Raw genomic sequence first — 21,783 nt, forward strand, 5'->3', positions numbered from 1 at the left:
GCATAAAAAAATATCGTATATTTATTTAAGATAATACGATATTTTCATAATTTAATATTTAATTTAGTCCTCGAAATATATTAAAGTTTGGTATCAAATTTCTTATAAAAAGCCTTTTTTAAAATAAATTTTACACTTATAAAAATCATAACTACTATTGCAAGTTCAACTTCTAGCATAATAACACTAACATTATTAGTATTTAAAAGGTTTGTATCATTTAAAATATCTGCTTTATTTATTATTAATACTATAATAGTTATTATTAATGTAACTATTCCTGATATAAACCAAATCAAACCACACTTTTTATTAGAATATTCTAATGAGTTTTTATCATTAAAAAAATAACTATTGTCTGCACCACCTAATCCACTGCCAATCATAGCAATAGGCATAAACAAATCTAATATTTTATTTGTTTTTTCATTAGAATGTCTGTTGTACAATATACCTATCCAAATCATAATTACTGGAACAATAATGTTACAAAATAAAACAACTATTTTCATAAAAACCTCCCATTTTAAATACATAATTAATAGTATACCTATATTAATTATTACTAAATAATTCAATATAATTATAACATATTTTGTAAATACCGTACTATTCAGTTTTCAAAGATCATATTTTCTTATTTAGTTCGGATTATCTACAATTTATTTATTAGATATTTTCTCTATGATATTTGCATCAATATAAACATTAGAATATTGACTATTTCCACGCCCTTTATACTCTCTACTTATATTTAAAACTTCAAAATTTTCTTTAATCTTTTCTATAGTAATATCTTTTTCTTTATCATCAGCATAAGTTAGTCTAATTTTAATCATCTTTATTACCTACCTTAACATTTCTATAATATAAAGCACAATAACCATTTCTTACCCTAAGAAAAGCATAAATTTCTTCACCCTCACGAACTGGCTTCTTAATTTCTTTACATCTAGTTTGAGATAATAAAACATCTTTAAATGCTCTATATTCACTTGGCTGGATCATTGGCTTTTTAGTAGTTCTGCAATATTCAGCAGTATAGAAACCATAACTATTAAAAACTGGTACTTTCTTTTTTTCCTTTAACACTAAACCTAGTTTTTCTTTCATTTTATTTATTTTCTTTTCTAATTTTATAACCTTCTCATTTTCTTCTCTATATAACCTATAATTTTCATATCTAACATTTCTTAATTCCTTATTTTCTTCTTCTAATTCAGAGTTCTTTTCCTTTAATTTTTCTATTTCTTTTTGCAATAAATCATAATCACCTTGTAAAAAACTATCAACATAAATAGATAAATGTCTAGGAGTAGTATATCTTACTTTATGTATTTTACAATCTAACAGATCCTTGTGTTTAATATCATCATAATCTTTAATTTCACCGTAAAAATACCAATTTTTACTGTTTGATTCTATTGGATAGATACGCAATGCAATAGATTTATTATTAACCTTTACCCACGCTTCATCTAAAAATTCTTTAACTGTTTTTCCGATATATTCTTTTCCCTCATATTTATCTTCTTTATTTATCACTTTGTTATAACAGTATAAAGTTGCCTTACAATCTTCTAAACTATCGTGAGCATTACCTAAGTAATAACCATAATATAAGCAACAATCAATTAATGATTTCCAAGTGTAACTTCCAAAATACTCATTCCATTGACCATATATTTCAGCAAATTCTAACATCAAATCATAAATATTATTATTGAACTCAACACCATATTTCTTTAAAAAGCCTACTTCAAACTCTGCATTATAAATAATAATTTCATCAGTATTAGTTAAAATATCCGATAAGACTTCAACATAATCTTCAAAAGGCTTTTTACCTAATACCATAGCTGGACTAATACCATGTATTTCTTCTGCATCATTCCAGGAAGTAATATTTTTAGGTTTACAATACTCATTTATTAAAACATTTCCGTCCTGATCTATTACACTTACTTGCAATATTTCATCAAATTTAGCACTTAATCCAGTAGTTTCAAAATCTAAAACGACTTTTTCATACTTCATTATAAATTCTCCACCCCTTTAAATTTCGCATCTATTTTAATTTTTTAATTGACTTATTCTCTTTAATTAAAGTTTTTATTTCTAAGTCTTTAGAAGATATTACATTGTTTAAAGATTCTTTTACTGCTTTTAATTCATCTTCTTTTAATTCAATATCTTTCTTTAAAGATACTATACTATTATTAAGGTTAGATACTTCATTTTCAAATTCAGCTTTTAACTTATCTATCTTTAATTGATTTATTGTAGCTTCATTATCTTTAATAGCTTCAATTTCAGTTTTCTTTATAGAATTAAAAGTATTGATAGTTCCTTGTAGCATTTCAACATTAACTTGTAAACTTGCATTTTTTCCTTCTAAAATTACTTTCTGCTCTTTTATCAATGCTATTTCTTTTTCCATATTCTCAATAGCCTTAGAACTATTTAAAATTTCATTATTTTTATCTTGAATGTTCTTATCTTTTTCTTTTATATCATTATTTAATTCAATTACAGTTTTATTAAGGTTTTCTATTTTTGAATCTAGTTCATTTTTTACTGTATTAAATCCAACTACAATAGCATTAGAATTATTTAGCTGCTCTTCGAGTTCCTTATTTCGTAATTCTAATTCCTTAATTTTATTTGTTAGCTCAATATTAGCTAATTCTATCTTCTTGTCTGAAGCTTCTTTAATATTTTCAACTTCTCTATTTTTAGACATAAGTTCAAGTTGAGCCTTTGTAACAATTTTATCTATAGCTTTTATTAAAGTTGATGAAGCTCCACTAATAGATTGTAATTCTAAGCTACAGTCTAAAGATTGTAGTCTTAGTGCTTCATTTGAGTTTCTCGTGAACTCCCAAAATATTTTTTCAAATAATTTGGTTTGAGATATACCTTTATTTTCTGCCATACTTTTAAATTTTTGCTCAATATAATCATCAGGTCTAATTCCTAATGGTGCTTTTTGCTTCTTTTTCTCTTTTATATTTTCTTCTTTCATCATAAATCCTCCAACATTTTTATCTATACTTATATTATAGCACTATTTCAATGGAAAATATACTAATGATTAAAAGTAATATACTAAAACCAAATAGCATATTAGTAGTATATTATTTTTTTTAATATACTAAATCAAAATATTAGTATATTAAAAAAGAATTAAGTGAATTTTCCTTTGTTTTGATATAAATTTAAAAAAATAATAAAGTGTTCCCAGGGAACACTTTATATTAATTTATTATTAGTGTATAAATTTTATAAAATAAGTAATAAAAAAGTGTTCTTGAGGAACACTTTTAGTTTTATCGGTTATAAAATCACTATTTCTATTTATAACAATCAGGAATATCATCATCACCTAAAGATTCATTATCACAACTAATTTCATTATCATAATCTACTTCATTAGTAGATTTACTACTTTCAGAATTAGTATCAGTAACATCATGTGTTACATTTGTGTTGCTTGAATTTATATTAATATTTTCACTAGTATTTGACTTTAAAGACATAGCATTACTAAAAACTAACTCATTAAATTTATAAGAAATATCATCAGTATTATTTTCAGAAACATACTTATAAATTAAATATCTTACAGTTTCAGAAAAATTGGTTTGATTCTCTATAAAGTCTTTAATAATAGGACTATCAGTTTTTTTTAGTCCAAATGAATATACAGATCTTTTCTTCTTTTGAGTATCAGCCATAGAATTTCACCTACCCGAATTATTTATTTTTAGATTGAATATGCTTTAATTTTAAAACTTCAAAAATTTTACTGTTAGTAAAATTATATAAACCTTCTGCTTCTAAAGTAACAGCATATTCTTTAGGAATATAAAGAAGTTTAATTTCAGCTCTATCGCAGAAACTCTTTAAATTTGATTCTAAATAAGTTCTCATAAAGATAGAACCACCACCATATACACAAACAACATCAATTTCATTATTAGCTTTTTGAATTTCAGTTTTAATATGATGTAATATTTCTTCGGCTTCTTCATCTATATATTGTTCTACAATTTCCATAGCATCATCATGGAATTTATGACTATCATCCATTAATATCTTTGAATAATCTTGTCTGCTGAATTTACTTAATCCTTTTAATGATTTAAATTCTTCAATAGCTTTATCTATAGCATGACCGATTCCATTATTAGTACCTTTTATAAAGTCGGGATTAAACTCTATGCCCTTAGTTATAGGAAATTCAGAAGTACCTTCACCTATAGCAGCATGAAGAACCCTAGCATCTTTGAAATAATCACTATTTAACTTATCTTTATTTTGAAGATTATATTCTTCAAATATATAATTATTACATTCTTTTAATGCAAAAATACTTGTTACACCTTCAGGTATTACTTTAACAAATTCAAAATCTATTTTAACTCTAGCTGTTGAATTGCCAATATGAACTGTAACAATATGTGATTTATTTAAGAATTTATCAGCAAATTCTAATGATTTTTTGTGAGAATAGTAACTAATAGGTAAAGCAGTTGTCATATCAACCTTTATGTTAATAATATCATCAAAATTATTAAACTTATTATAATACTCTTTAACACCAAATCCAGCAATTTGGGCTAAAGTATTAACCATTACTATATCACTTTCAAGTTTATTATTATCAATTCCAACTTCAATATTTCTAACTTTTTGTCCTGACTTTAAAGCATAATTTCCAATATAATATATACCAGATGGATCTTCGCAAGTAACTATTAAATTATCAGCAATATTCTCTAAAACATAATCTTTATTCACTTCATCTAAATTAGGTAATTTTCTAACCTTAGCAAAAACATTAGGTTGAGCTATTGAAACACCATTAATTATTAAATCATGTTCACTATTTCCGTTATCATTTCCTACTTTTAATATAATTTCTTTATCATTCATTCTAAAACCCTCCATATAATGCTTTATTAATAAATTTGTATTACAAATGTATTTCATATTTATATTATAATATATTTGTAATACAAATTCAATACAAAAAGAAGTTAAAAATAATATATTTATATTAAAATTGTAATACAATTATACTGCAATACTATATTAATATCTTTTCAATACATAATTAATAAAAATAATATACAATTGTATTAATTATGTAATATAATTGTATATATTGAAAATATGATAATAAGCATTATAATAGTGTTATAGTGTGTTATAACTATATTTTTATTAAAATGTAGTTTATAAATAAAAAAATGTGGTATAATATAAATAAGAAAAGCACCGTACTGGTAATACGATGCTAGTCCAAGAATGTTTTACTTTGGGCTATTGATACTGTAAAAGAATTACAAGAAAAGCGACATTAATCTTGGTTGGATGGGTGTCGTTTTTCTTTGCTATTAATTTTAATATTAAGACCTAGAAGCTTTAAATTAATTTCTAATTTAAAATCTCTATTATGTTTCAATATCAGGTTAATAAGAACTATACAAATAGATCCTATTAGAATAATTTCTAGCATATCAATACCACCACCTTTTTAACTTTATAGTAATGAAAAAATTACTATCAATAGCCAAAAGGCGGAAAACGTACAACCGCCACGCCATCCATCGTGGCTTAAAAAACAATATAATTATACCATAAAATGAATATAATAGCAGATTAGTTTTTTCTAATCTGTTTTTTTATTGTAATATTTTATTATTATATTTGTATTGTAAATATAATACATATGTAACACAAAAGTTTATGTTAAAATTTTACAACTAGTGTTATAATGATGTTATAGTATGTTATAAATATAATTTAAGGAGAATTTGTATGGTCGATATTAAGATTGATGAAATTGTTGAATATGTTAATGAGAAAATGAAAAATGGTTTATCAATGGCTCAGATAGAAAAGGAAATGAAGGTGGGTAAAGATACTTTAAGAAAAAAATTAAATAGAAATAATTTTAAATATGATAAAAATTTAAAAAAATATATATATTTTACAAGTGAAACACATAGTAACACATCAAAAAAAGAGATTGAAAAGAAATTAATAGAAAATAATAACATAGATATAACACGAAGTATTACAAAAAAAGAAACGAAGAAAAATTCCAATAGTATTAAAAATAATGTCCCCGAAGGACACCTTTTTACAGAAGAAGAAATAACAATATTAAAAAATATTATCAAAAACTATAAATTGTGTACTACGGATATAGTATTAGATGGAGAAATTGTAACTAGATCAGTAAGAACCTATAAAAATGTATTAGATAGATTTGTTCAATACTGTAAAGATAATAAATTATCTCAAAAAGATTCTATAGCAATTGCATTAATTGATTTTATGAAAAGATAATAATGCGAGGAAACCTTTCATTAGTATTTATAGATATAGTATTTAAGAAAAGTATTTAGGAATAGTATTTAGGATGGTTAGACATGGCTATTTTACTAAGTTATAGAAGCAAAACCACATCAAATTGATACTTAAACAACATTAAATTGATACTAAACATTAAGTAAACCACATCAAATTGATACCTAGTAACAATAAAACCACATCAAATTGATACCTAAACAACATCAAATTGATACCACATCAAATTGATACTTTAAAATAAGCAAAACCACATCAAATTTGCGTTTACAATGTTGTTTATTTGTGGTAAAGTTATCTTATAAAAAACATATTTTTATAAGAGAGGTTAAGATATGGGGTATGAAGTATTAGCAACACCAAATAGTATTGCTCGAGGTAGATATTCTATAGGAGAAAAAGAAAACAATTTATTCTTAAAGTTAATGTATGCAATACAGAGAGATAATAATGAGTATATAATAGCTGAAAATAAGAAGTCAGAACTAAGTGAAGAAGATATATTAAAGTGGAAAAAGTTATGTGAAATAGAAACATTAACATGTAAATTAACTCAAGATGATTTTAATGAAATATTTAAGAGAAAAAATGATAGAACGGAAAATTCTTTAAAAGATACTTTTTCAGCATTAAGCAATTGTACTATTACATTTGATACAGTTACACGAGATGGAGTTAGAGCTAAAATGATAGCATCGTTAATAAGTCATTTTTACATAGAAAAAGAAACTGGAAATTATCAAGTAGTAGTACCAGCAAAACTTTATAAATATCTTTTTGATTTAGGATTAGGTCATACTCAAAATGCTTTACAAGTTATATATAAATTAAAGGGAATATATGCACAAAGATTTTATATAATATTAAGAAGTTGGAGTGGAGCAAAAAGGGATATTGAATTTTCAGTACAGGAATTAAGAGATATGTTGCAGTTGGGTGATAAAAATAAAACATTTAATTCTTTTGAAACTAACATATTGAAGAGAAGTATTGATGAAATTAACTCAACTGGAATTATGGAAATAAAGATAAAAGAAAAAATTAAAAAAGGAAGATCTGTAGATAGGGTAGTATTTACTGTAAAAGATAATGAACCACGAAACTATTTAAAATTAAATGAGCAAAAAGTAAAAGATGAAAGTGTAATATGGCTAGATTATATAAAGGTTCAAAATGAAGCATTAAAGGAAAGATTAGAACTAAAGTACAATGATTTAGATTTAAGCAGTCCTATAGTAAAAAATATATTACACAAGGCATATGACAAAACATTAAATAAAGACAATAGATTTACTATGATACAAGATTTAAAAGGTAAAAGTAATTTTGCTTTATTTAATCATATTGTATCAGGAGAATTATTAACACATGAATTAAAAATGAGCCAAGATATAATTTAATAAAATAGAAAAAAATGAGTAATAATTTATATATTACTCATTTTTTATATAATCAAAAAGTTTTCCAAGAACTTTACCTGATATATGAACATCAATAAGTTTATATGTTTGAACCTTATGTAATGGGTTACTACTTTGTGGAATTAAGGCAATTTCATTAGGGTAAAAATGAACTTTTTTACAAGTAGCTTCTTCATCAATTATAGCAATAATAATATCATTATTATCAACCAAAGTGGTACTTTCTATTAAGATTAATTCACCAGGAGAATATATTTTATTCATACTATCGCCTTTAACTTTAAGAATAAAGTAATCTTTGGAAGGACATAGTAGGTTAGAAGGAATATTGAAACTATCTAGTATTTCTTCAAAGGCATAACAAGGATTACCAGCAGATACTTTACCAATTAGGTTTATAGATCTATACTCAATATTTTTTTCTTTGGGTTTAAAGTTAATAATATCAGATGAAATTTCCTCACTAATCTCTACATCTTGATCATTGTAAAGATTAATATATTTAATTAGGTTATCAATTTCCTTGATTTTTTTAGGAATTTCATAATTAATTAGAGATAAGCATTTTCTTTTTTTATTTTCTAATTCAAATAAAATATTTTTACACATATCTAAATTAATATCTTTAATTTTTTCATCATAATTAATATCATTTGAAACTTTATTTTGAATATCCTTCAAAAAATTAGGATTATTGCTAAGATTTTTGGTTAAAAGCATATCTATTTCAACATTAAGAAAATCAGAAATTTTTATTAAAGCATCTATACCAGGCTCTCGGCGACCATTTTCATAGTTAGAATATGAGCTAGGATTTAGTTTTAAGTGATTCGCTATTTCTTTTTGGCTGATATTTAAAGAACTCCTTATATATTTTAGATTTTCACAAAAGTAATTCTTTTTCAAAAAAATCACCCCTTTCTATCAATAGAATAATAGTAAAATAGAACAAAAGACAGAATATGTTTCAATATGAAAAGAATAATAAAAAAATAAAATTTCATATTGACACATAATGTTGATATTGATATTATGTTGTTGTAATAAGACAAAAAATGTAAGTACATAATTGAATTTGTCCAACTAAATGGGTTGGGGCAACTATGTAAAAATTTAGAGGTGTATTGAGAGAAGCTAAAAGGAAATATTTGAAGAAATATTTATAAGAACTAGTAATGGGAAATATGAAAATAAAAATGTTCCCAGGGGACATGAGTTAATAATGAGATAGATGTAATCTAACAAAATATAAAAAAGATGAGTGATATGAAAATTATTACTCATCTTTTTTATTATGTGAAATTTCATTTAAAGATTCTTCAGTATAAAGATTATTTATAAAATCTAAAACAGAATCTATTTCAGATATTTTAACATCTATTTCACCCAATATAGTTTTTTTCTTTTTTTCATAAAAACTTCTATTTTCTATAAGTTTCTTTTTTAAGTCAGAATAATTAAATTCATTTAAGCCTAAACTAGTTTCTGGTTCTTCTGTAATAATACTATCTATTTTATTTTTAATAATAGTATTTATTTTGATTTTTAATAGGTCGTCAATAGAACAGTTAAATAGTTTTGATAATCTTATTAATATATCTAGTGAAGGTTCATTTATTCCATTTTCATAATTTGAATATCGAGATCTAGTTATTCCAAGAGCATCTGCTATTTCTTGTTGAGTAAAATCATTATCAACTCTAAGACTTTTTATATTATTTGAAAAAAAATTATTCATAGTAATACACCTCATAATTAGTTATACCGTAAAGAAAAATATATTTAAAGTCATGAAACAAAATGTGTCAAAAATATTGACAGATTATATGTCAAATGATATATTTTTTAACATAAAAGAATTAAATTTGTCCAACCAAATGGGTTGGGACAACTATATCTAAATAAGGGGTGTTCATTTTGGTATTGGATTTGAGAGATAAAATTATGATTGAAAAATTATATTTGAATGGAGTAGATGCTAAGGAGATTTCTCGAAGAATTGATAAAAGTGTTGATGCCATTAGAAAATATATACAAAGAAATTTAAAAGATTTAAAAGAAAAACATGAATTTGAAAGAGAAAGAACAAAAGAAATTATAAGGAAAACCAGGTGGGAATGTTCACAAGAAATTTCAAATAGGAATTTTGCAAAATTTAATAAAAATATTTATAAACAAGCGAAAAACGGCGACCTGGTAATAGACAAGAAAGTAGCTCCAGTAGTTACGTTTGATACACCTACAAGAATTACAAAAGCACAATAAATTTGTTATAATTATGTTATAAACTAAAGATAAATAAATTAAATATGGTAGGTAATTAATAGAAAATAGGGAAAAAAGTGTCCCCAACGGACACAAATTTATGAGGAGGAATTAACTTATGAATTTTGAAAAAATCAAGGAAATGTTAAAAAATAGGAAAGTACAAATAATAGCTGGAACAGTAGCAGGAGTTTTAGTATTAACATTAGCTGGAACAATGCTATTAAATAATAAGAATGTAGAAAATAAAAATATTGCTATAGAGAAAGACAATAAAAAATACAATAAGAAAGATGTTAATAAAGATAATAGGTATGCAAAGGAGAAATTAGAAGAATTAAAAAAGACAGATACATCTAATCTATCAGATGAAGAAAAAAAGGATTTAGAAAATAAAATTGCAGAAGCAGAAAAGAAAGTAGCTGATGATAATAATAGCAGCTCAACTGAAGAAGTTACTTCAGGCACATCAAATTCGGATTCAAATAGTACAAGCAGTAAAAATGATTCAACTGAAAATAATAGTACAAATAATAACACTAATAATGGTACAGTTCCAAATAAGCCTAATGATAATAATACAAGTGATTCAAATAAACACACTCATAGTTGGAATCCAATTACTAGTACAGTTCATCATGAGGAACAAGGACATTATGAAAATATTTTAGTTAGTGAATCATGGACAGAAGAAATTCCAATATATGAAGAACAAGCAAGAGAAATTTGTAATGGTTGTGGTGCAGATATAACTGCTGATCCTACTACCCATAATAAAAATCATATGTTAAATGGAGAACCTGGTGGTTGGACTACAGAATATGTACAAGTCCAAGTAGGAACTGATAAAATAAATCACGATGCAGTATATGAAAATAAATGGGTTGTTGATAAAGCAGCTTGGGATGAAACAGTAACAACTGGATATAGTTGTAGTTGTGGAGCAACTAAATAATACTTTTATAGTAAGGAATAATAAGTATAATAAAGGCGTAACAATGAAGCTACACCCTTATTTACAGAAACTTTACTTCATTGTTGTCTTTACACAAAGGGGTAATTTTATTAATGAAAAATGAGAGTATAAGTGTAATTTTATCTGAAAAAGATATAAATAAAATAAAAAAAGCTTATAATAATGAATATATTTCAGATGATTATTTAAATTTTGAGATAGTTAATATTATGAAGTGTGAGGATATTAGCAAAGAAAAAGCCATAAATAAAATATTAAGTTTAGTAAATGCTTAAATAAAGAAAAGTGTTCCTCGGGAACACTTTTTAAATTAATAATATATATATTTATTTTAAATTTAAAACACCTATTATATAGGTGTTTTTTTAGTGTAAAAATTATGTAACATAAAGAACTTCAACTATTGAATATAGTTGGAGTTTTTTAATTGCATAATTTAAAGAAGTGATAGGGGGGATGAAAAAATTGTAAATTTTTAACTACAACAAAATGTTAAGGAGGGAAGTTTTTTGAGAAAACTTAAAAGAATTTTAAGTTTAGTTCTAACTAGTTGCATCTTTATAGGAATGGGTAGTGATATAAAAGCACAAGCACAAACTGTAGAAGAAATTGCTAAGTTAGAAATCAGAGTTAATGGTAAAGGTACTGTTATTGTTGATGATGGCTATTCAAAATATTCTTTAGAAGATAAGGATGTATTAAGAGCTAATGCAACTGTAAATAGTGATTTAAAATTAACAGTAACTCCTAATGATGGCTATTTAATAGCTTCTGTAAGTGGGGTTGATTCTCAAGCTGGAGAAAGTGGAAACAGTAGAATATATGATGTTAGTACAAAATCTGATGGTACTTTTATTGATGTAAACTTTGAAAAAGAAACTAAAGAAGAAGTTAATAATGAAATTAAAGAAGAAACTAAAGATGAAGTCAAAGAAGAAAAAGAAGATAATAATAAATCGGAAATTTCTAATGACATTGAAAAGGAACTTACAGAGGAAATTATTATAAATAAGTATAATGATGGCATTAAGATGGAAGAAAATCTAATAGAAGCTAGAAAGAAGTTAGCAACAGAAAAAAATTTATTAGATCAGGTTGATGAAAACTTCTTTTTAACTGAAGAATATCTTTCTAATAAATCTAGTGCTGATTTAATGGATGAAGGTGTACTTATACTATTAAACTCATTAACAAATGATGAAATAAAGGAATTTCTAACTGAAACTAATAGTAATGATGAATTTATTATTAGACAAAGTTTAATTGAAAGCAGACTTTTTAAGAGAGATTTAATTAGTAATAGATTTTCCTTTTTAAATACAAGAGAAAGTTTAGTAGTTGGAAATAGAGGGGCAATAACAGAATACTATAATGGGTATGCACATACAGCTCCATTATTATCTATTAATGGAAAACAAGCTTTTTGTGTAATGTTTGAAATGAAAGATCCATCTAGTGGAACTATTGCTACTAATAAAAGATTAGCAAATAATGATATGTTAAGAAAAATTCTTTACTATGGGTACAATGGTCCTGGAACTGGTGGTATATCAAGTTCTTGGTCAAGTAATCAAAACTTACTTATGATTGCAACTACTCAAGCAGCTTCAAAAGCTAATGGTCATGCATCATATAGTTTAGGAAATGATTTTTACAATTATGTTAGTGGACTAGCAACACCACCAAGTGGATTTAAGGTATATGTAGTAACTACTAATGGTGGAGCTACTCAAGACTTAGCATATTGGGAATTTGAACAAAAAGGTAGATTACAAATTTCTAAAGAATCAGCAGATCCTTCAATAACTAATGGGAATAATAGTTATTCATTAGTTGGAGCTGAATATGGAGTGTATTCTAATTCTAGTGCTACTAATCGTGTAGGAACTTTAACTATAGGTTCAAATGGTTGGTCTAATGAAATAGAGTTAGATGCGGGAGCTTATTATATAAAAGAAACCAAAGCACCTAAAGGATATTACTTAGATAAGACTACTTATCCTATAACTGTTAGTGCGGGTAGTAAGGCTACTAAAACTCTTAAAGATAAGCCTAAAGTTGACCCTATAGGTATTTTACTTAGAAAAGTAGATGCTGATACTGGTGCTAATAGACCTCAAGGTAGTGGTAGTCTTGCTGATGCTCATTTCACTTTAAAGTTTTATTCAGGGGAGTATGGGGATGGAGTTAATCCAGCCGATTTAGGTAAATCTCCTACAAGAACTTGGGTAGTTAAAACAGATAATGATGGATATACAGAATTAAATGATTCTTATAAAGTTTCAGGAGATCCATTTTGGTACAACGAGTTAGGAAGACCTACTATGCCATCGGGGACGCTTACAATACAAGAAACAAAAGCTCCAGTAGGGTATAAGATAAATCCTGAAATATTTGTAAAAAAAATAGTTCCAGGAATAACAGATAACGTAAGCACTTATAATGAACCAATAATTAAGGAAGATTCTTTAAATTTTGTTATAAAGAAGGTTCAAAGTGGAACTTCAACTTTAATACCTAATGCTAAATTTAGACATACTAAGCCTGATGGTAGTACAGAAGAATTAACAACTGGCTCAAATGGTGAAGTTATTATTAGAGGTTTAACTCAAGGTACTCATAGAATAGTTGAAACTCAAGCTCCTGAAGGGTATGAAGTAAATAGAAATGAATTTGTATTTGAGGTTAAGTCAGATAACACTATAAAAGTTATTTCTAATACTACAAATATGGGTATGAGTTATTCAACTTTTGAAGGTGATGGAATTTTAACTGTAAATGATGATGTTAAGCCATTTAGTATAAGATTAACAAAAGTTAATGATAAAGGAGCAATTCTTGAAGGGGCAGAGTTCACTTTATATTCAGATAGTGCTTGTAATAATGCTATAGAAACTCAAGTAAGTGATGGAAATGGTAATCTTAAATTTAAAAATTTAAGACCAGGAACAAGATATTATATGAAAGAAACAAAAGCTCCTGAAGGTTATAGAATACCAGTAGATATTTTTGGAAGAGTTCATGTTTATGAAATATATGCAGAATCAACACCAGTTAATAATGTATTTAATTATTATATAGATGGAGTTAAATACACATCAAACGATACAGATTCAAGTAAAGATGTATATTTAGCTGGAACTAAAGATGATAGAGAAGTCAATATGAAGGTTGTAAATATAATAGGTATGAAGTTACCTAAAACGGGTTCATGGTTAATGATACCTATATTATTAGTTGGAGTAGGATTAATGTCTTATTCAGTTTTTTCAAGCAAAAAGAAAATAAAAGGAGATAAAGGGGAATAGGGTAATGATAAGTAAGAAAACAAGAAAAATATTTAGTTCAGTATTATTGGCTGGAATAATAATGGGTCAAATGAGTTCAATAAATGCTTTTGCTGATGAAAATACACAAAGTATAGTAGATGTAAAGGCTGAAGTAGGAACTCCTGGTGGAGTAGCAAATTTAGGACGAGGAAGTGCACAAATAACTATTTCAGGAAATATGGGACAAACTTTAGTAGGGAAAAAGTTTAATGTGTACAAGCTATTTGATGCTGAAAATTCAGCTAAATTAGAATCAATTAATTATACAATAAATCCTACTTATAAAACTCCATTGCAAAATGTAGTAGGGAAGAAATTAAATAAAGCAGCAGCTCAAGTAACAGAATATGAAATAATTGATTATATTCAATCTTTAAATACTAATAAGGTTGAAGGTGCTAATGCAGATCAAACTTTAGAAGGTAGATATAGTGATTTCAGATATTTTGTAGAAGAATTAAGGGATGAAATTAAGAAATTAAATATTAAAGGTGATGTTGTTAATGTTAGTGAAACTAAGGCTGATAATAGCATAGTTATTTCAGGATTAGACTATGGTTATTATGTTGTTGATGAAGTAACTGCTGTAGGAGATACTCATTCAGCAAGTTCACTTTGTATGGTTAATACTGCTAATCCAAATGCAGATGTTCAAATTAAATCTGATTATCCTTCCGTAACTAAGAAGATACAAGAAGATGATAATAAAGACAGTATAGGTAATAATGGTTGGAATGATATAGGGGATTATGAAATAGGGCAAACAGTTTCTTATAAGTTTGAATCCAATGTACCTAATATGAATGGATATGATACTTATTACTATGCTTGGCATGACAAGATGGATGAAGCTTTAACATTTAAGAAAGATACAGTATCAATAGTTATTGAAGGAAAAAATAAGAACTATACATTAAATCCAAGTGAATTTAATATAGTTGAGAATCCAGGAAACGGAGAAACGTTTAAAGTAGAAATATTAGATTTAAAAGCTATAGTAGATAGAGAATTTAATAATAAAAATGCTTTAGGTGAAAATGAATATGGACAAAATGTTGTTTTAAGATTTGATGCAACTTTAAACGATAATGCTGCTAACGATACTGGTAGACCAGGTTTTGAAAATGATGTTAAGTTAGAGTTTTCAAATAATCCTGATGGAGATGGAAATGGCTCAACTGGAGAAACTCCTTGGGATACTGTAGTATGCTTCACATTTAAGATAAATGGTTTAAAAGTTAATGACCATAACTTAGAGCTTGAAGGAGCTAAATTTAGATTATACTCTGATAAAGATTGTAAAAATGAAGTATATGTAAAAAAATCTCCTGATGGATATATAGTAATAAATAGAGATAGCATTGGTGGAACTGACCATATTGGTGGTACTAAACCTCAAGATGCTGTAGAAATGGTTTCAAATGCAGATGGTGTATTTAACATAATTGGATTAGATCAAGGAACATATTGGCTTAAAGAAACAGATGCACCTGATGGATATAGACCATTATTAGATCCAATAGAAATTAATGTAGTGCCAACTTATACAACTGATAGAAATAACTATATTAAGGGTGATGGAGCTACTGACAAAACATTAAAGACTTTAGAAGCAACTGCTAAGATTAAGTCATTCTATTCTGGAATATTTAATACTGAAGATTTAAATTTAACTACGGATTTAAATGAAGGTTCAATGAACTTAACAGTAGTGAATAAAGTTGGAACTAAGCTACCTATAACTGGTTCACCAATGACTTTATTAATGGTTAGCTTAGGAACTGGAATTATGACTTACTCAATTAGAAGAAAGAAAAACTAATATATAGATAGGTAAAATTGTTATGGGAAAGAATAATATATTAAAAAAATTAAGTTTTTTATTAGGATTAATATTATGTTCTTACCCTTTAGTTAGTGGGATAGTTCAGCAACAGGCTCAAAAAGGAACTGTTGCTACCTATCAACAGATGATTGAAAATTCATCAACTGCTTCTATTGAAGATACATTAACAAAGGCTAATGAGTATAATGAGGTTTTATTTAACTCGCTTATTTCAGTAAGTAGCGATAAAATTAGTATTTTAAGTGAAGAAAGTTATAATGAAATATTAAATATAGGTAATGGAATAATGGGAAGTATAGAAATACCTAGTATTAATGTCAACTTACCTATTTATCATGGGACTAGTGATGAAGTGTTGTCTGTTGGTGTAGGGCATCTTAACGGAACAAGTTTACCTATAGGTGGAATTAATACAAAGAGTATATTAACAGCTCATAGGGGACTGCCTAGTGCTAAGTTATTTACAAGACTAGATGAATTAGTAGAAGGTGATTTATTTTTTATAAGAGTATTAAATGAAACATTAGCTTATAAAGTTAATGATATACAAGTAATAGATCCTGAAGATGTTGCAGGATTAGAAATTGAAGAAGGAAAAGATTTAGTTTCTCTTATAACTTGTACTCCGTATGGATTAAATACTCATAGACTTGTTGTAACTGGTGAAAGAACTGAATATGAACCAGCTATATATGAAAATATAGAAAGTAAAAATATGTCTATTAGAGAAGTTGTATTTTTAGCAATTCCTTTTGTATTTTTAACAATAATTCTTGGAAGGAGGATTAAGAGTGCTAGGAAAAAAGATTAAAGTCTTGGTATCAACATTAATATTATTAAGCATACCAATTAGTGTTATGGCTTCACCGAGAGCTATAATTAACGATTCAGTAATAATTGATAAAGGAGATGGAAGCGTAGTAATTCCACCAAGTGAGGTGTTAGATGAAATACTAAATAATGAGACTTCTTTATCGAATAAGGGAAGTATAACTATAAAATTAGCAGATGCAAAAAATAATCAAAGTAAAGAAGGCGTTGAATTTTCAATATCTAAGATAGCAGATATTGAAGATGGACTTTATAAAGTAAAAGATGATTATAAAAGCGTTGAAGTTGATTTAAATAATATAAAAACTGCTAATGATTTAGAATTAGCAGCCGAGCTATTTAAGAAAGTAGCAAAAACAGATAATTTAATGAAAACTAATGCTAATGGAGAATGTAATATTGAAGATTTAGATGTGGGAGTATATTTAGTATATGCTAAGAATATAGCAAATTACGATAATATAACTCCTTTTATAGTTTCGATTCCTTCATGGAATGAAAAAGATAAATCTATGTCTTATGATATACAAGTAATACCTAAACATACTGAAATAGTGAAAAAAGAAAAGTCTAAAGTTCCAGCTACAGCATATGATGGTAGTTCAATTTATTTAGCTTTAGGAAGCATAGGTTTAATAGGTAGTGCAACTTTATTTTTTAATGCAAGAAAGAAGGAGTAAATTTGAAAAAGATAGTAGCAAGTGTTTTATTAGTAATTTCTATAATATTTCTATTTAAAGGCTTTACAGATTGGAAATATAAAATATCTAATAAAGTAAATAATGATAGTATTCGAGAGTTGGCAACTAGTGAAAATGAGGAAGATCCATTAAATAGAATTATAGATTTTCAAAAATTAAAATCTATAAATAAGGATGTACTAGCATGGATATACATTCCTGGAACAAAAGTTGATTATCCAATATTAGTAGGCGAAAGTGATGAAGAGTATCTGTATAAAAATATAAATAAAGAGTACACCCCCCTAGGCTCTTTATTTGGCTTTAGTGGTACAAACTTTACAAAGGGTAATACTTTTATATTCGGACATAATATGGCTAGTAGTCAAATGTTTGGTGAACTTAGAAAATACTTATCTTCAGACTTTTTAGAAGAACATAGATATATTTATTTATATACAGAAAGAAAGGCTATGAAATGTGATATATTTTCAATCTTTATTGCTAATGAAAGTGATGATGTGTTTAGTGGTCAATATGAACTTGGAACTGTAGAATATATAGATTTGCTTTCAGAATTAGTTGATAGAAATAAGTATAGTAATAATAACTTAGAAAAGAATATTATTGAATATTCAACTACACAAGTTTTTAATCTAATAACTTGCTACGGTGGAGAAGGTACTCCCGATAGATTACTTGTTAATGGAATAGTTGTAGAAGAAAAAATAAGATAAATTAAAAAGGTGTTCCTTGGGGACACCTTTTAATTATTAAGTAAATTAACTAAAGCAAATATTTCGATACTTATTTTAGTTAGTTTATAAAAGATAATTTTAAAGGAGGGAGCATATGTGAAAGGGAAAAATCCAACTAGGAAACAAAAAATTATTATAAAAGAAAATAAGTTAAATCCTGATAATTGGTTAGTGTTAAAAGTTTTCAAAGATAGTATTTGTATTCAACATAAAGTAAGTAAAAAAATTAGGGAGATATAAATGCAAAGAAATATGCTAGATTGGATAAATAATTATATAGATAAGAAAAAGAAAGAGGGAGAAAAGTTTATTAATAAAATAAATCTTAAAGGAAAAAGTAGATATTAAATTTAAAAATTATAAATTATTAAAAGAAGTGGGTGAGAATTATGATGTTTATGAGTGCAATAGTAATAGTAGGGTTAGTAGGTGGATTCGCATGTGTTTCTTGTGTTATTGTAGGTGCGAGATCAGAGAAAAAGATTTAAAAAAGTGTTCCCGAAGGACATATTTTTTGAAGGAATGATATTGTTATGAGAGGAATTGTTATTTTTTTATTAGTTTTAATGAGTTTATTAGTTACAATATTTATTTATGTATTGTGGATAATTGAAGTAACTAGAAAAGAAATGATAGAAAGAGAAAAAGTTATAGATAATTAAAAAAGAGGTTCCCTGGGGACATCTTTTGTTATGGAGGTACGAAATGGAGAGTAATACAATTTCAATAGGAGTAAGATTAACTAGGGAAACATTAATCGATTTAGAAAGATATATAGTAAGCAAAGGACTACATAGATATAGAATAAAACCAGCACAAGTAGCGACGTTTATTGTAAAAGATTGGTTGGAAAATCCAGTTTTAGATAAATCTAAATTAATATATGGAAGAATTAAGGATGAGCCTAAAGTAAGTAGAGTAACAGTAAAACTTTTAGAAGAAGAAAATATTAAGCTTTATGAAATATATGTTAAAGAATATATAAGAGAATGTTCATCTGTTAATGTGCTGATATACAATATAATTTTACAATTCTTAGAACATGAAGGGACATTATCTGTATTAAATGGACTAATATAAATATATCAGAGCAAATGGAATATTAAGTAACGGAGCAGAGCGAGTAAGTTAATGTGGAATGCGGTAGCTACTTAAAGTGTTCCTAGGGAACGCTTTTTATAAGGGAGGGTGATGTATGGAATATAAAATATATATGAGTGTATGTGATATTATAGATTATCTTTATAAGGAGAATAAGAATGAATATAAAAAATTTTATATAAAGATAATTCCTAAAGAGATGAAAAGTATTCATGGTAGATATTTTTGTAATCAGAAATTAATAGAAGTATTTAATTTATCAAGACCTTATAATCATATAATTACAACTATATTGCATGAAGTAGCACACCATATTGATTATTGTAATAGAGAAAAGAGTGATCATACAAAAACATTTTATGAGGAATTTTATAATCTTATAATAGGAGCTTTAGAATTAAAAATAATATCTAAAAATGATATTATTACAGAAACAGATTCAGCAGATAAAGATAGGTTGGAAAAATACTTTGGGAATATTGAAAATTGGAATATAGAAGAAGCTGAATATAAAAAAGGTATGAAAATTATAAAAGTAAGTAATAGTTTTTCAATAAAAGAATATTTGAAAAATAGAGATTATAAATATTCTAAATTAGAGCAGTTATGGTTTAAGGAGATAGAAGTTAATAATCTTCAAGAAGAAATGAATTTATTAAAGAACATAATACATGAAGAAAATATAAAAGTAATAGATAGCAAAGATTTAGAAATTGAAGCTATTTATTATATAGTAGTTTTAAATTCGTATAATTATAGAGATATATTAAAAGAAAATGGATATATTTATAACGGTTATGGAATAGGTAATAAGTCTTGGAATAAGAAGATAAAAGCTAATGAGTTAGATAAGGAAAAAGAATTATTAAATAGATTAGACGGAGTTAATATAAAAATTATTAACAAAGAATTGAAAGTAAAAGGAAATTAAAATGTTAAAAACAAAGGCTTTGTAAAAAGGGATTACAAACAGTACCATGAAGGTGCAAATTTACAAAAGGATCTTTGTTAGTCTAGGGGGAGTAATCCCCTAATTTATAAATTTGATTAGATTGTTAGTTATATAGATTGAAAATTATAAATATAGGAGTTAAATTTTTGTTATGCTAATATTGAATATTTTTAAGTCATTTATATATTCGTTTATAATTTCTATTCCCTTTACTTTAGGAATAGTTATTTTTATGGCAAGAGAACCAGGTAAAAAAACAATAGAAATGATAAGAAAAGAGTGGGATGTATGGTTGGTATTATTTATTAATTTAATTTTAAGTGCAGTTTTAACAATAATAATATTTTTAAGTGCATTCATAAGTTGTCATAGAGAAAGTCATATTAAATCAGAAGTTATTTCTGAAACTGAAAAAGAAATAGTTAGTTTAAACATAAAAAGTAGTGTTAATGGAGATATAAATGGTAGTTTTTTCGTTGGTATTGGTGGTATAAGTGGAGATATTGATGATGAAGAGTATTATTATTTTTATACAAAAACTGATAATAAATATAAACTAGAAAAAGCTTTAGCAAAAGATATTGAGCTGATTGAATATGATGGGACACCAAAGATTGTACATAAAGAAATTAAAACATCTGAAATAGGAAATAGTTCAAATGGAGCTTTAGCAAATTTTTTAAAATTAGATTTTAATGATGAGTGGGTAATGGGATTTCCTCAAAAAAGTAAAGAAACAACAATATATATTCCTAAGAATAGCATTATTACTGGTTTTAATCCCAATATAGAATAGAATGTGTGTTTTCATAAATATTGGATATAAACATTATGGCTTTAATGAAGGTTTTTGAAATAAGTGCGACAGAAATTTTATTTGAAAATTGAATAATACAGCATTGGATAAAGATGTTATAATAATATTAAGTTACAGATAAATAAATTAGAATTTACAAAGGAGATTATAGATGAAATTGTTTTCATGTTCACACTTTTCAAGTGTAGGAAATCTGATAAAAGAAGAACTTGAAAATAAGAAAGTTGCATTTATTCCGACAGCTTCAATTCACGAAGGCTATACAGGTTATGTGGGTTCTGCTAGAAAATTATTCAAAAAAATAGGGTCAATATTAACAGAAATTGATATTTCAAAGGAGGAATATTCAACAATTAAATCTGTTTTCGAAGAAGCAGATATTATTTATTTTACTGGTGGAAATTCATTTTTTCTTATTGACCAATT

Annotated in this window: 25 protein-coding genes; 16 read left to right on the plus strand and 9 right to left on the minus strand. The window is 26.0% G+C overall.

Translation table 11 applies throughout. The features are described from left to right. Positions 1 to 80: 80 nt before the first annotated feature. The 7 genes from H8S20_RS16845 to H8S20_RS16875 form a co-directional block, all read right to left on the minus strand. The gene (locus H8S20_RS16845; protein WP_186860822.1) at positions 81 to 512 is read right to left on the minus strand and encodes a hypothetical protein; all 432 of its coding nucleotides are present in this window, start codon (positions 510 to 512) and stop codon (positions 81 to 83) included. A gap of 150 nt (positions 513 to 662) precedes the next feature. Further along, positions 663 to 839, minus strand: coding sequence for a DUF3970 family protein (locus tag H8S20_RS16850; protein WP_186860823.1), 177 nt, complete (start codon positions 837 to 839; stop codon positions 663 to 665). Beyond that, positions 832 to 2,037, minus strand: coding sequence for an exonuclease domain-containing protein (locus H8S20_RS16855; RefSeq protein ID WP_186860824.1), 1,206 nt, complete (start codon positions 2,035 to 2,037; stop codon positions 832 to 834). Before H8S20_RS16855 ends, H8S20_RS16850 begins: the two co-directional genes overlap by 8 nt. Before the next feature lie 31 nt (positions 2,038 to 2,068). Further along, positions 2,069 to 3,025: a hypothetical protein gene (locus tag H8S20_RS16860; protein ID WP_186860825.1), complete on the minus strand. Its 957-nt coding sequence runs from the start codon at positions 3,023 to 3,025 to the stop codon at positions 2,069 to 2,071. 328 nt (positions 3,026 to 3,353) lie between these two features. After that, positions 3,354 to 3,737, minus strand: a complete 384-nt coding sequence (locus tag H8S20_RS16865) for a hypothetical protein (protein ID WP_186860826.1) — start codon at positions 3,735 to 3,737, stop codon at positions 3,354 to 3,356. Between the two features lie 19 nt (positions 3,738 to 3,756). Next, positions 3,757 to 4,938, minus strand: coding sequence for a ParM/StbA family protein (locus tag H8S20_RS16870; protein WP_186860827.1), 1,182 nt, complete (start codon positions 4,936 to 4,938; stop codon positions 3,757 to 3,759). A gap of 427 nt (positions 4,939 to 5,365) precedes the next feature. Next, positions 5,366 to 5,524, minus strand: a complete 159-nt coding sequence (locus tag H8S20_RS16875) for a hypothetical protein (protein WP_186860828.1) — start codon at positions 5,522 to 5,524, stop codon at positions 5,366 to 5,368. A 302-nt stretch (positions 5,525 to 5,826) separates the two neighbouring features. Here H8S20_RS16875 and H8S20_RS16880 point away from each other — a divergent pair, with 302 nt between their 5' ends. Then, complete coding sequence (locus tag H8S20_RS16880) at positions 5,827 to 6,360, plus strand: hypothetical protein (RefSeq protein ID WP_186860829.1); 534 nt, start codon at positions 5,827 to 5,829, stop codon at positions 6,358 to 6,360. A 356-nt stretch (positions 6,361 to 6,716) separates the two neighbouring features. Further along, positions 6,717 to 7,781 (plus strand): replication initiation protein, encoded by a 1,065-nt coding sequence (locus H8S20_RS16885; RefSeq protein ID WP_186860830.1) that lies wholly within the window; start codon positions 6,717 to 6,719, stop codon positions 7,779 to 7,781. Positions 7,782 to 7,814: 33 nt separating this feature from the next. Here the strand turns inward: H8S20_RS16885 and H8S20_RS16890 are convergent, their stop codons facing one another. Together H8S20_RS16890 and H8S20_RS16895 are read right to left on the minus strand one after the other, a co-directional pair. Beyond that, the gene (locus H8S20_RS16890; RefSeq protein WP_186860831.1) at positions 7,815 to 8,708 is read right to left on the minus strand and encodes a helix-turn-helix domain-containing protein; all 894 of its coding nucleotides are present in this window, start codon (positions 8,706 to 8,708) and stop codon (positions 7,815 to 7,817) included. Positions 8,709 to 9,078: 370 nt separating this feature from the next. Beyond that, positions 9,079 to 9,540, minus strand: a complete 462-nt coding sequence (locus H8S20_RS16895; RefSeq protein WP_186860832.1) for a helix-turn-helix domain-containing protein — start codon at positions 9,538 to 9,540, stop codon at positions 9,079 to 9,081. A gap of 206 nt (positions 9,541 to 9,746) precedes the next feature. Between H8S20_RS16895 and H8S20_RS16900 the strand changes: the two genes are divergently transcribed. The 14 genes from H8S20_RS16900 to H8S20_RS16960 form a co-directional block, all read left to right on the plus strand. Beyond that, positions 9,747 to 10,067, plus strand: coding sequence for a DNA-binding response regulator (locus H8S20_RS16900; protein ID WP_186860833.1), 321 nt, complete (start codon positions 9,747 to 9,749; stop codon positions 10,065 to 10,067). 118 nt (positions 10,068 to 10,185) lie between these two features. Continuing rightward, complete coding sequence (locus H8S20_RS16905; RefSeq protein WP_186860834.1) at positions 10,186 to 11,022, plus strand: hypothetical protein; 837 nt, start codon at positions 10,186 to 10,188, stop codon at positions 11,020 to 11,022. Positions 11,023 to 11,135: 113 nt separating this feature from the next. After that, positions 11,136 to 11,318 carry a hypothetical protein gene (locus H8S20_RS16910; protein ID WP_186860835.1) on the plus strand — a complete coding sequence of 61 codons (183 nt, stop codon included), beginning with the start codon at positions 11,136 to 11,138 and terminating at the stop codon, positions 11,316 to 11,318. A 234-nt stretch (positions 11,319 to 11,552) separates the two neighbouring features. Further along, on the plus strand, positions 11,553 to 14,351 hold the full coding sequence (locus H8S20_RS16915; protein ID WP_186860836.1) for a SpaA isopeptide-forming pilin-related protein: 2,799 nt from the start codon (positions 11,553 to 11,555) through the stop codon (positions 14,349 to 14,351). A 4-nt stretch (positions 14,352 to 14,355) separates the two neighbouring features. After that, positions 14,356 to 16,194 carry an isopeptide-forming domain-containing fimbrial protein gene (locus H8S20_RS16920; RefSeq protein ID WP_243177744.1) on the plus strand — a complete coding sequence of 613 codons (1,839 nt, stop codon included), beginning with the start codon at positions 14,356 to 14,358 and terminating at the stop codon, positions 16,192 to 16,194. A gap of 22 nt (positions 16,195 to 16,216) precedes the next feature. Next, complete coding sequence (locus tag H8S20_RS16925) at positions 16,217 to 17,029, plus strand: class C sortase (RefSeq protein WP_186860837.1); 813 nt, start codon at positions 16,217 to 16,219, stop codon at positions 17,027 to 17,029. Next, positions 17,010 to 17,729: an LPXTG cell wall anchor domain-containing protein gene (locus H8S20_RS16930; RefSeq protein ID WP_186860838.1), complete on the plus strand. Its 720-nt coding sequence runs from the start codon at positions 17,010 to 17,012 to the stop codon at positions 17,727 to 17,729. Before H8S20_RS16925 ends, H8S20_RS16930 begins: the two co-directional genes overlap by 20 nt. 2 nt (positions 17,730 to 17,731) lie before the next feature. Beyond that, the gene (locus H8S20_RS16935; RefSeq protein WP_186860839.1) at positions 17,732 to 18,466 is read left to right on the plus strand and encodes a class B sortase; all 735 of its coding nucleotides are present in this window, start codon (positions 17,732 to 17,734) and stop codon (positions 18,464 to 18,466) included. A 117-nt stretch (positions 18,467 to 18,583) separates the two neighbouring features. Beyond that, on the plus strand, positions 18,584 to 18,727 hold the full coding sequence (locus H8S20_RS16940) for a DUF6906 family protein (RefSeq protein ID WP_186860840.1): 144 nt from the start codon (positions 18,584 to 18,586) through the stop codon (positions 18,725 to 18,727). A 293-nt stretch (positions 18,728 to 19,020) separates the two neighbouring features. After that, positions 19,021 to 19,149, plus strand: a complete 129-nt coding sequence (locus tag H8S20_RS20735; protein WP_279288188.1) for a hypothetical protein — start codon at positions 19,021 to 19,023, stop codon at positions 19,147 to 19,149. Positions 19,150 to 19,192: 43 nt separating this feature from the next. Further along, positions 19,193 to 19,567 (plus strand): hypothetical protein, encoded by a 375-nt coding sequence (locus H8S20_RS16945; protein WP_186860841.1) that lies wholly within the window; start codon positions 19,193 to 19,195, stop codon positions 19,565 to 19,567. A gap of 115 nt (positions 19,568 to 19,682) precedes the next feature. Beyond that, positions 19,683 to 20,519, plus strand: coding sequence for a hypothetical protein (locus H8S20_RS16950; protein ID WP_186860842.1), 837 nt, complete (start codon positions 19,683 to 19,685; stop codon positions 20,517 to 20,519). Positions 20,520 to 20,772: 253 nt separating this feature from the next. Beyond that, positions 20,773 to 21,336, plus strand: coding sequence for a hypothetical protein (locus tag H8S20_RS16955; protein WP_186860843.1), 564 nt, complete (start codon positions 20,773 to 20,775; stop codon positions 21,334 to 21,336). Between the two features lie 172 nt (positions 21,337 to 21,508). Further along, a partial coding sequence (locus H8S20_RS16960) for a Type 1 glutamine amidotransferase-like domain-containing protein (RefSeq protein ID WP_186860844.1) occupies positions 21,509 to 21,783 on the plus strand: 275 nt, incomplete at its 3' end.

Source organism: Clostridium hominis (assembly GCF_014287825.1).
GTDB classification, from domain to species: domain Bacteria; phylum Bacillota; class Clostridia; order Clostridiales; family Clostridiaceae; genus Clostridium; species Clostridium hominis.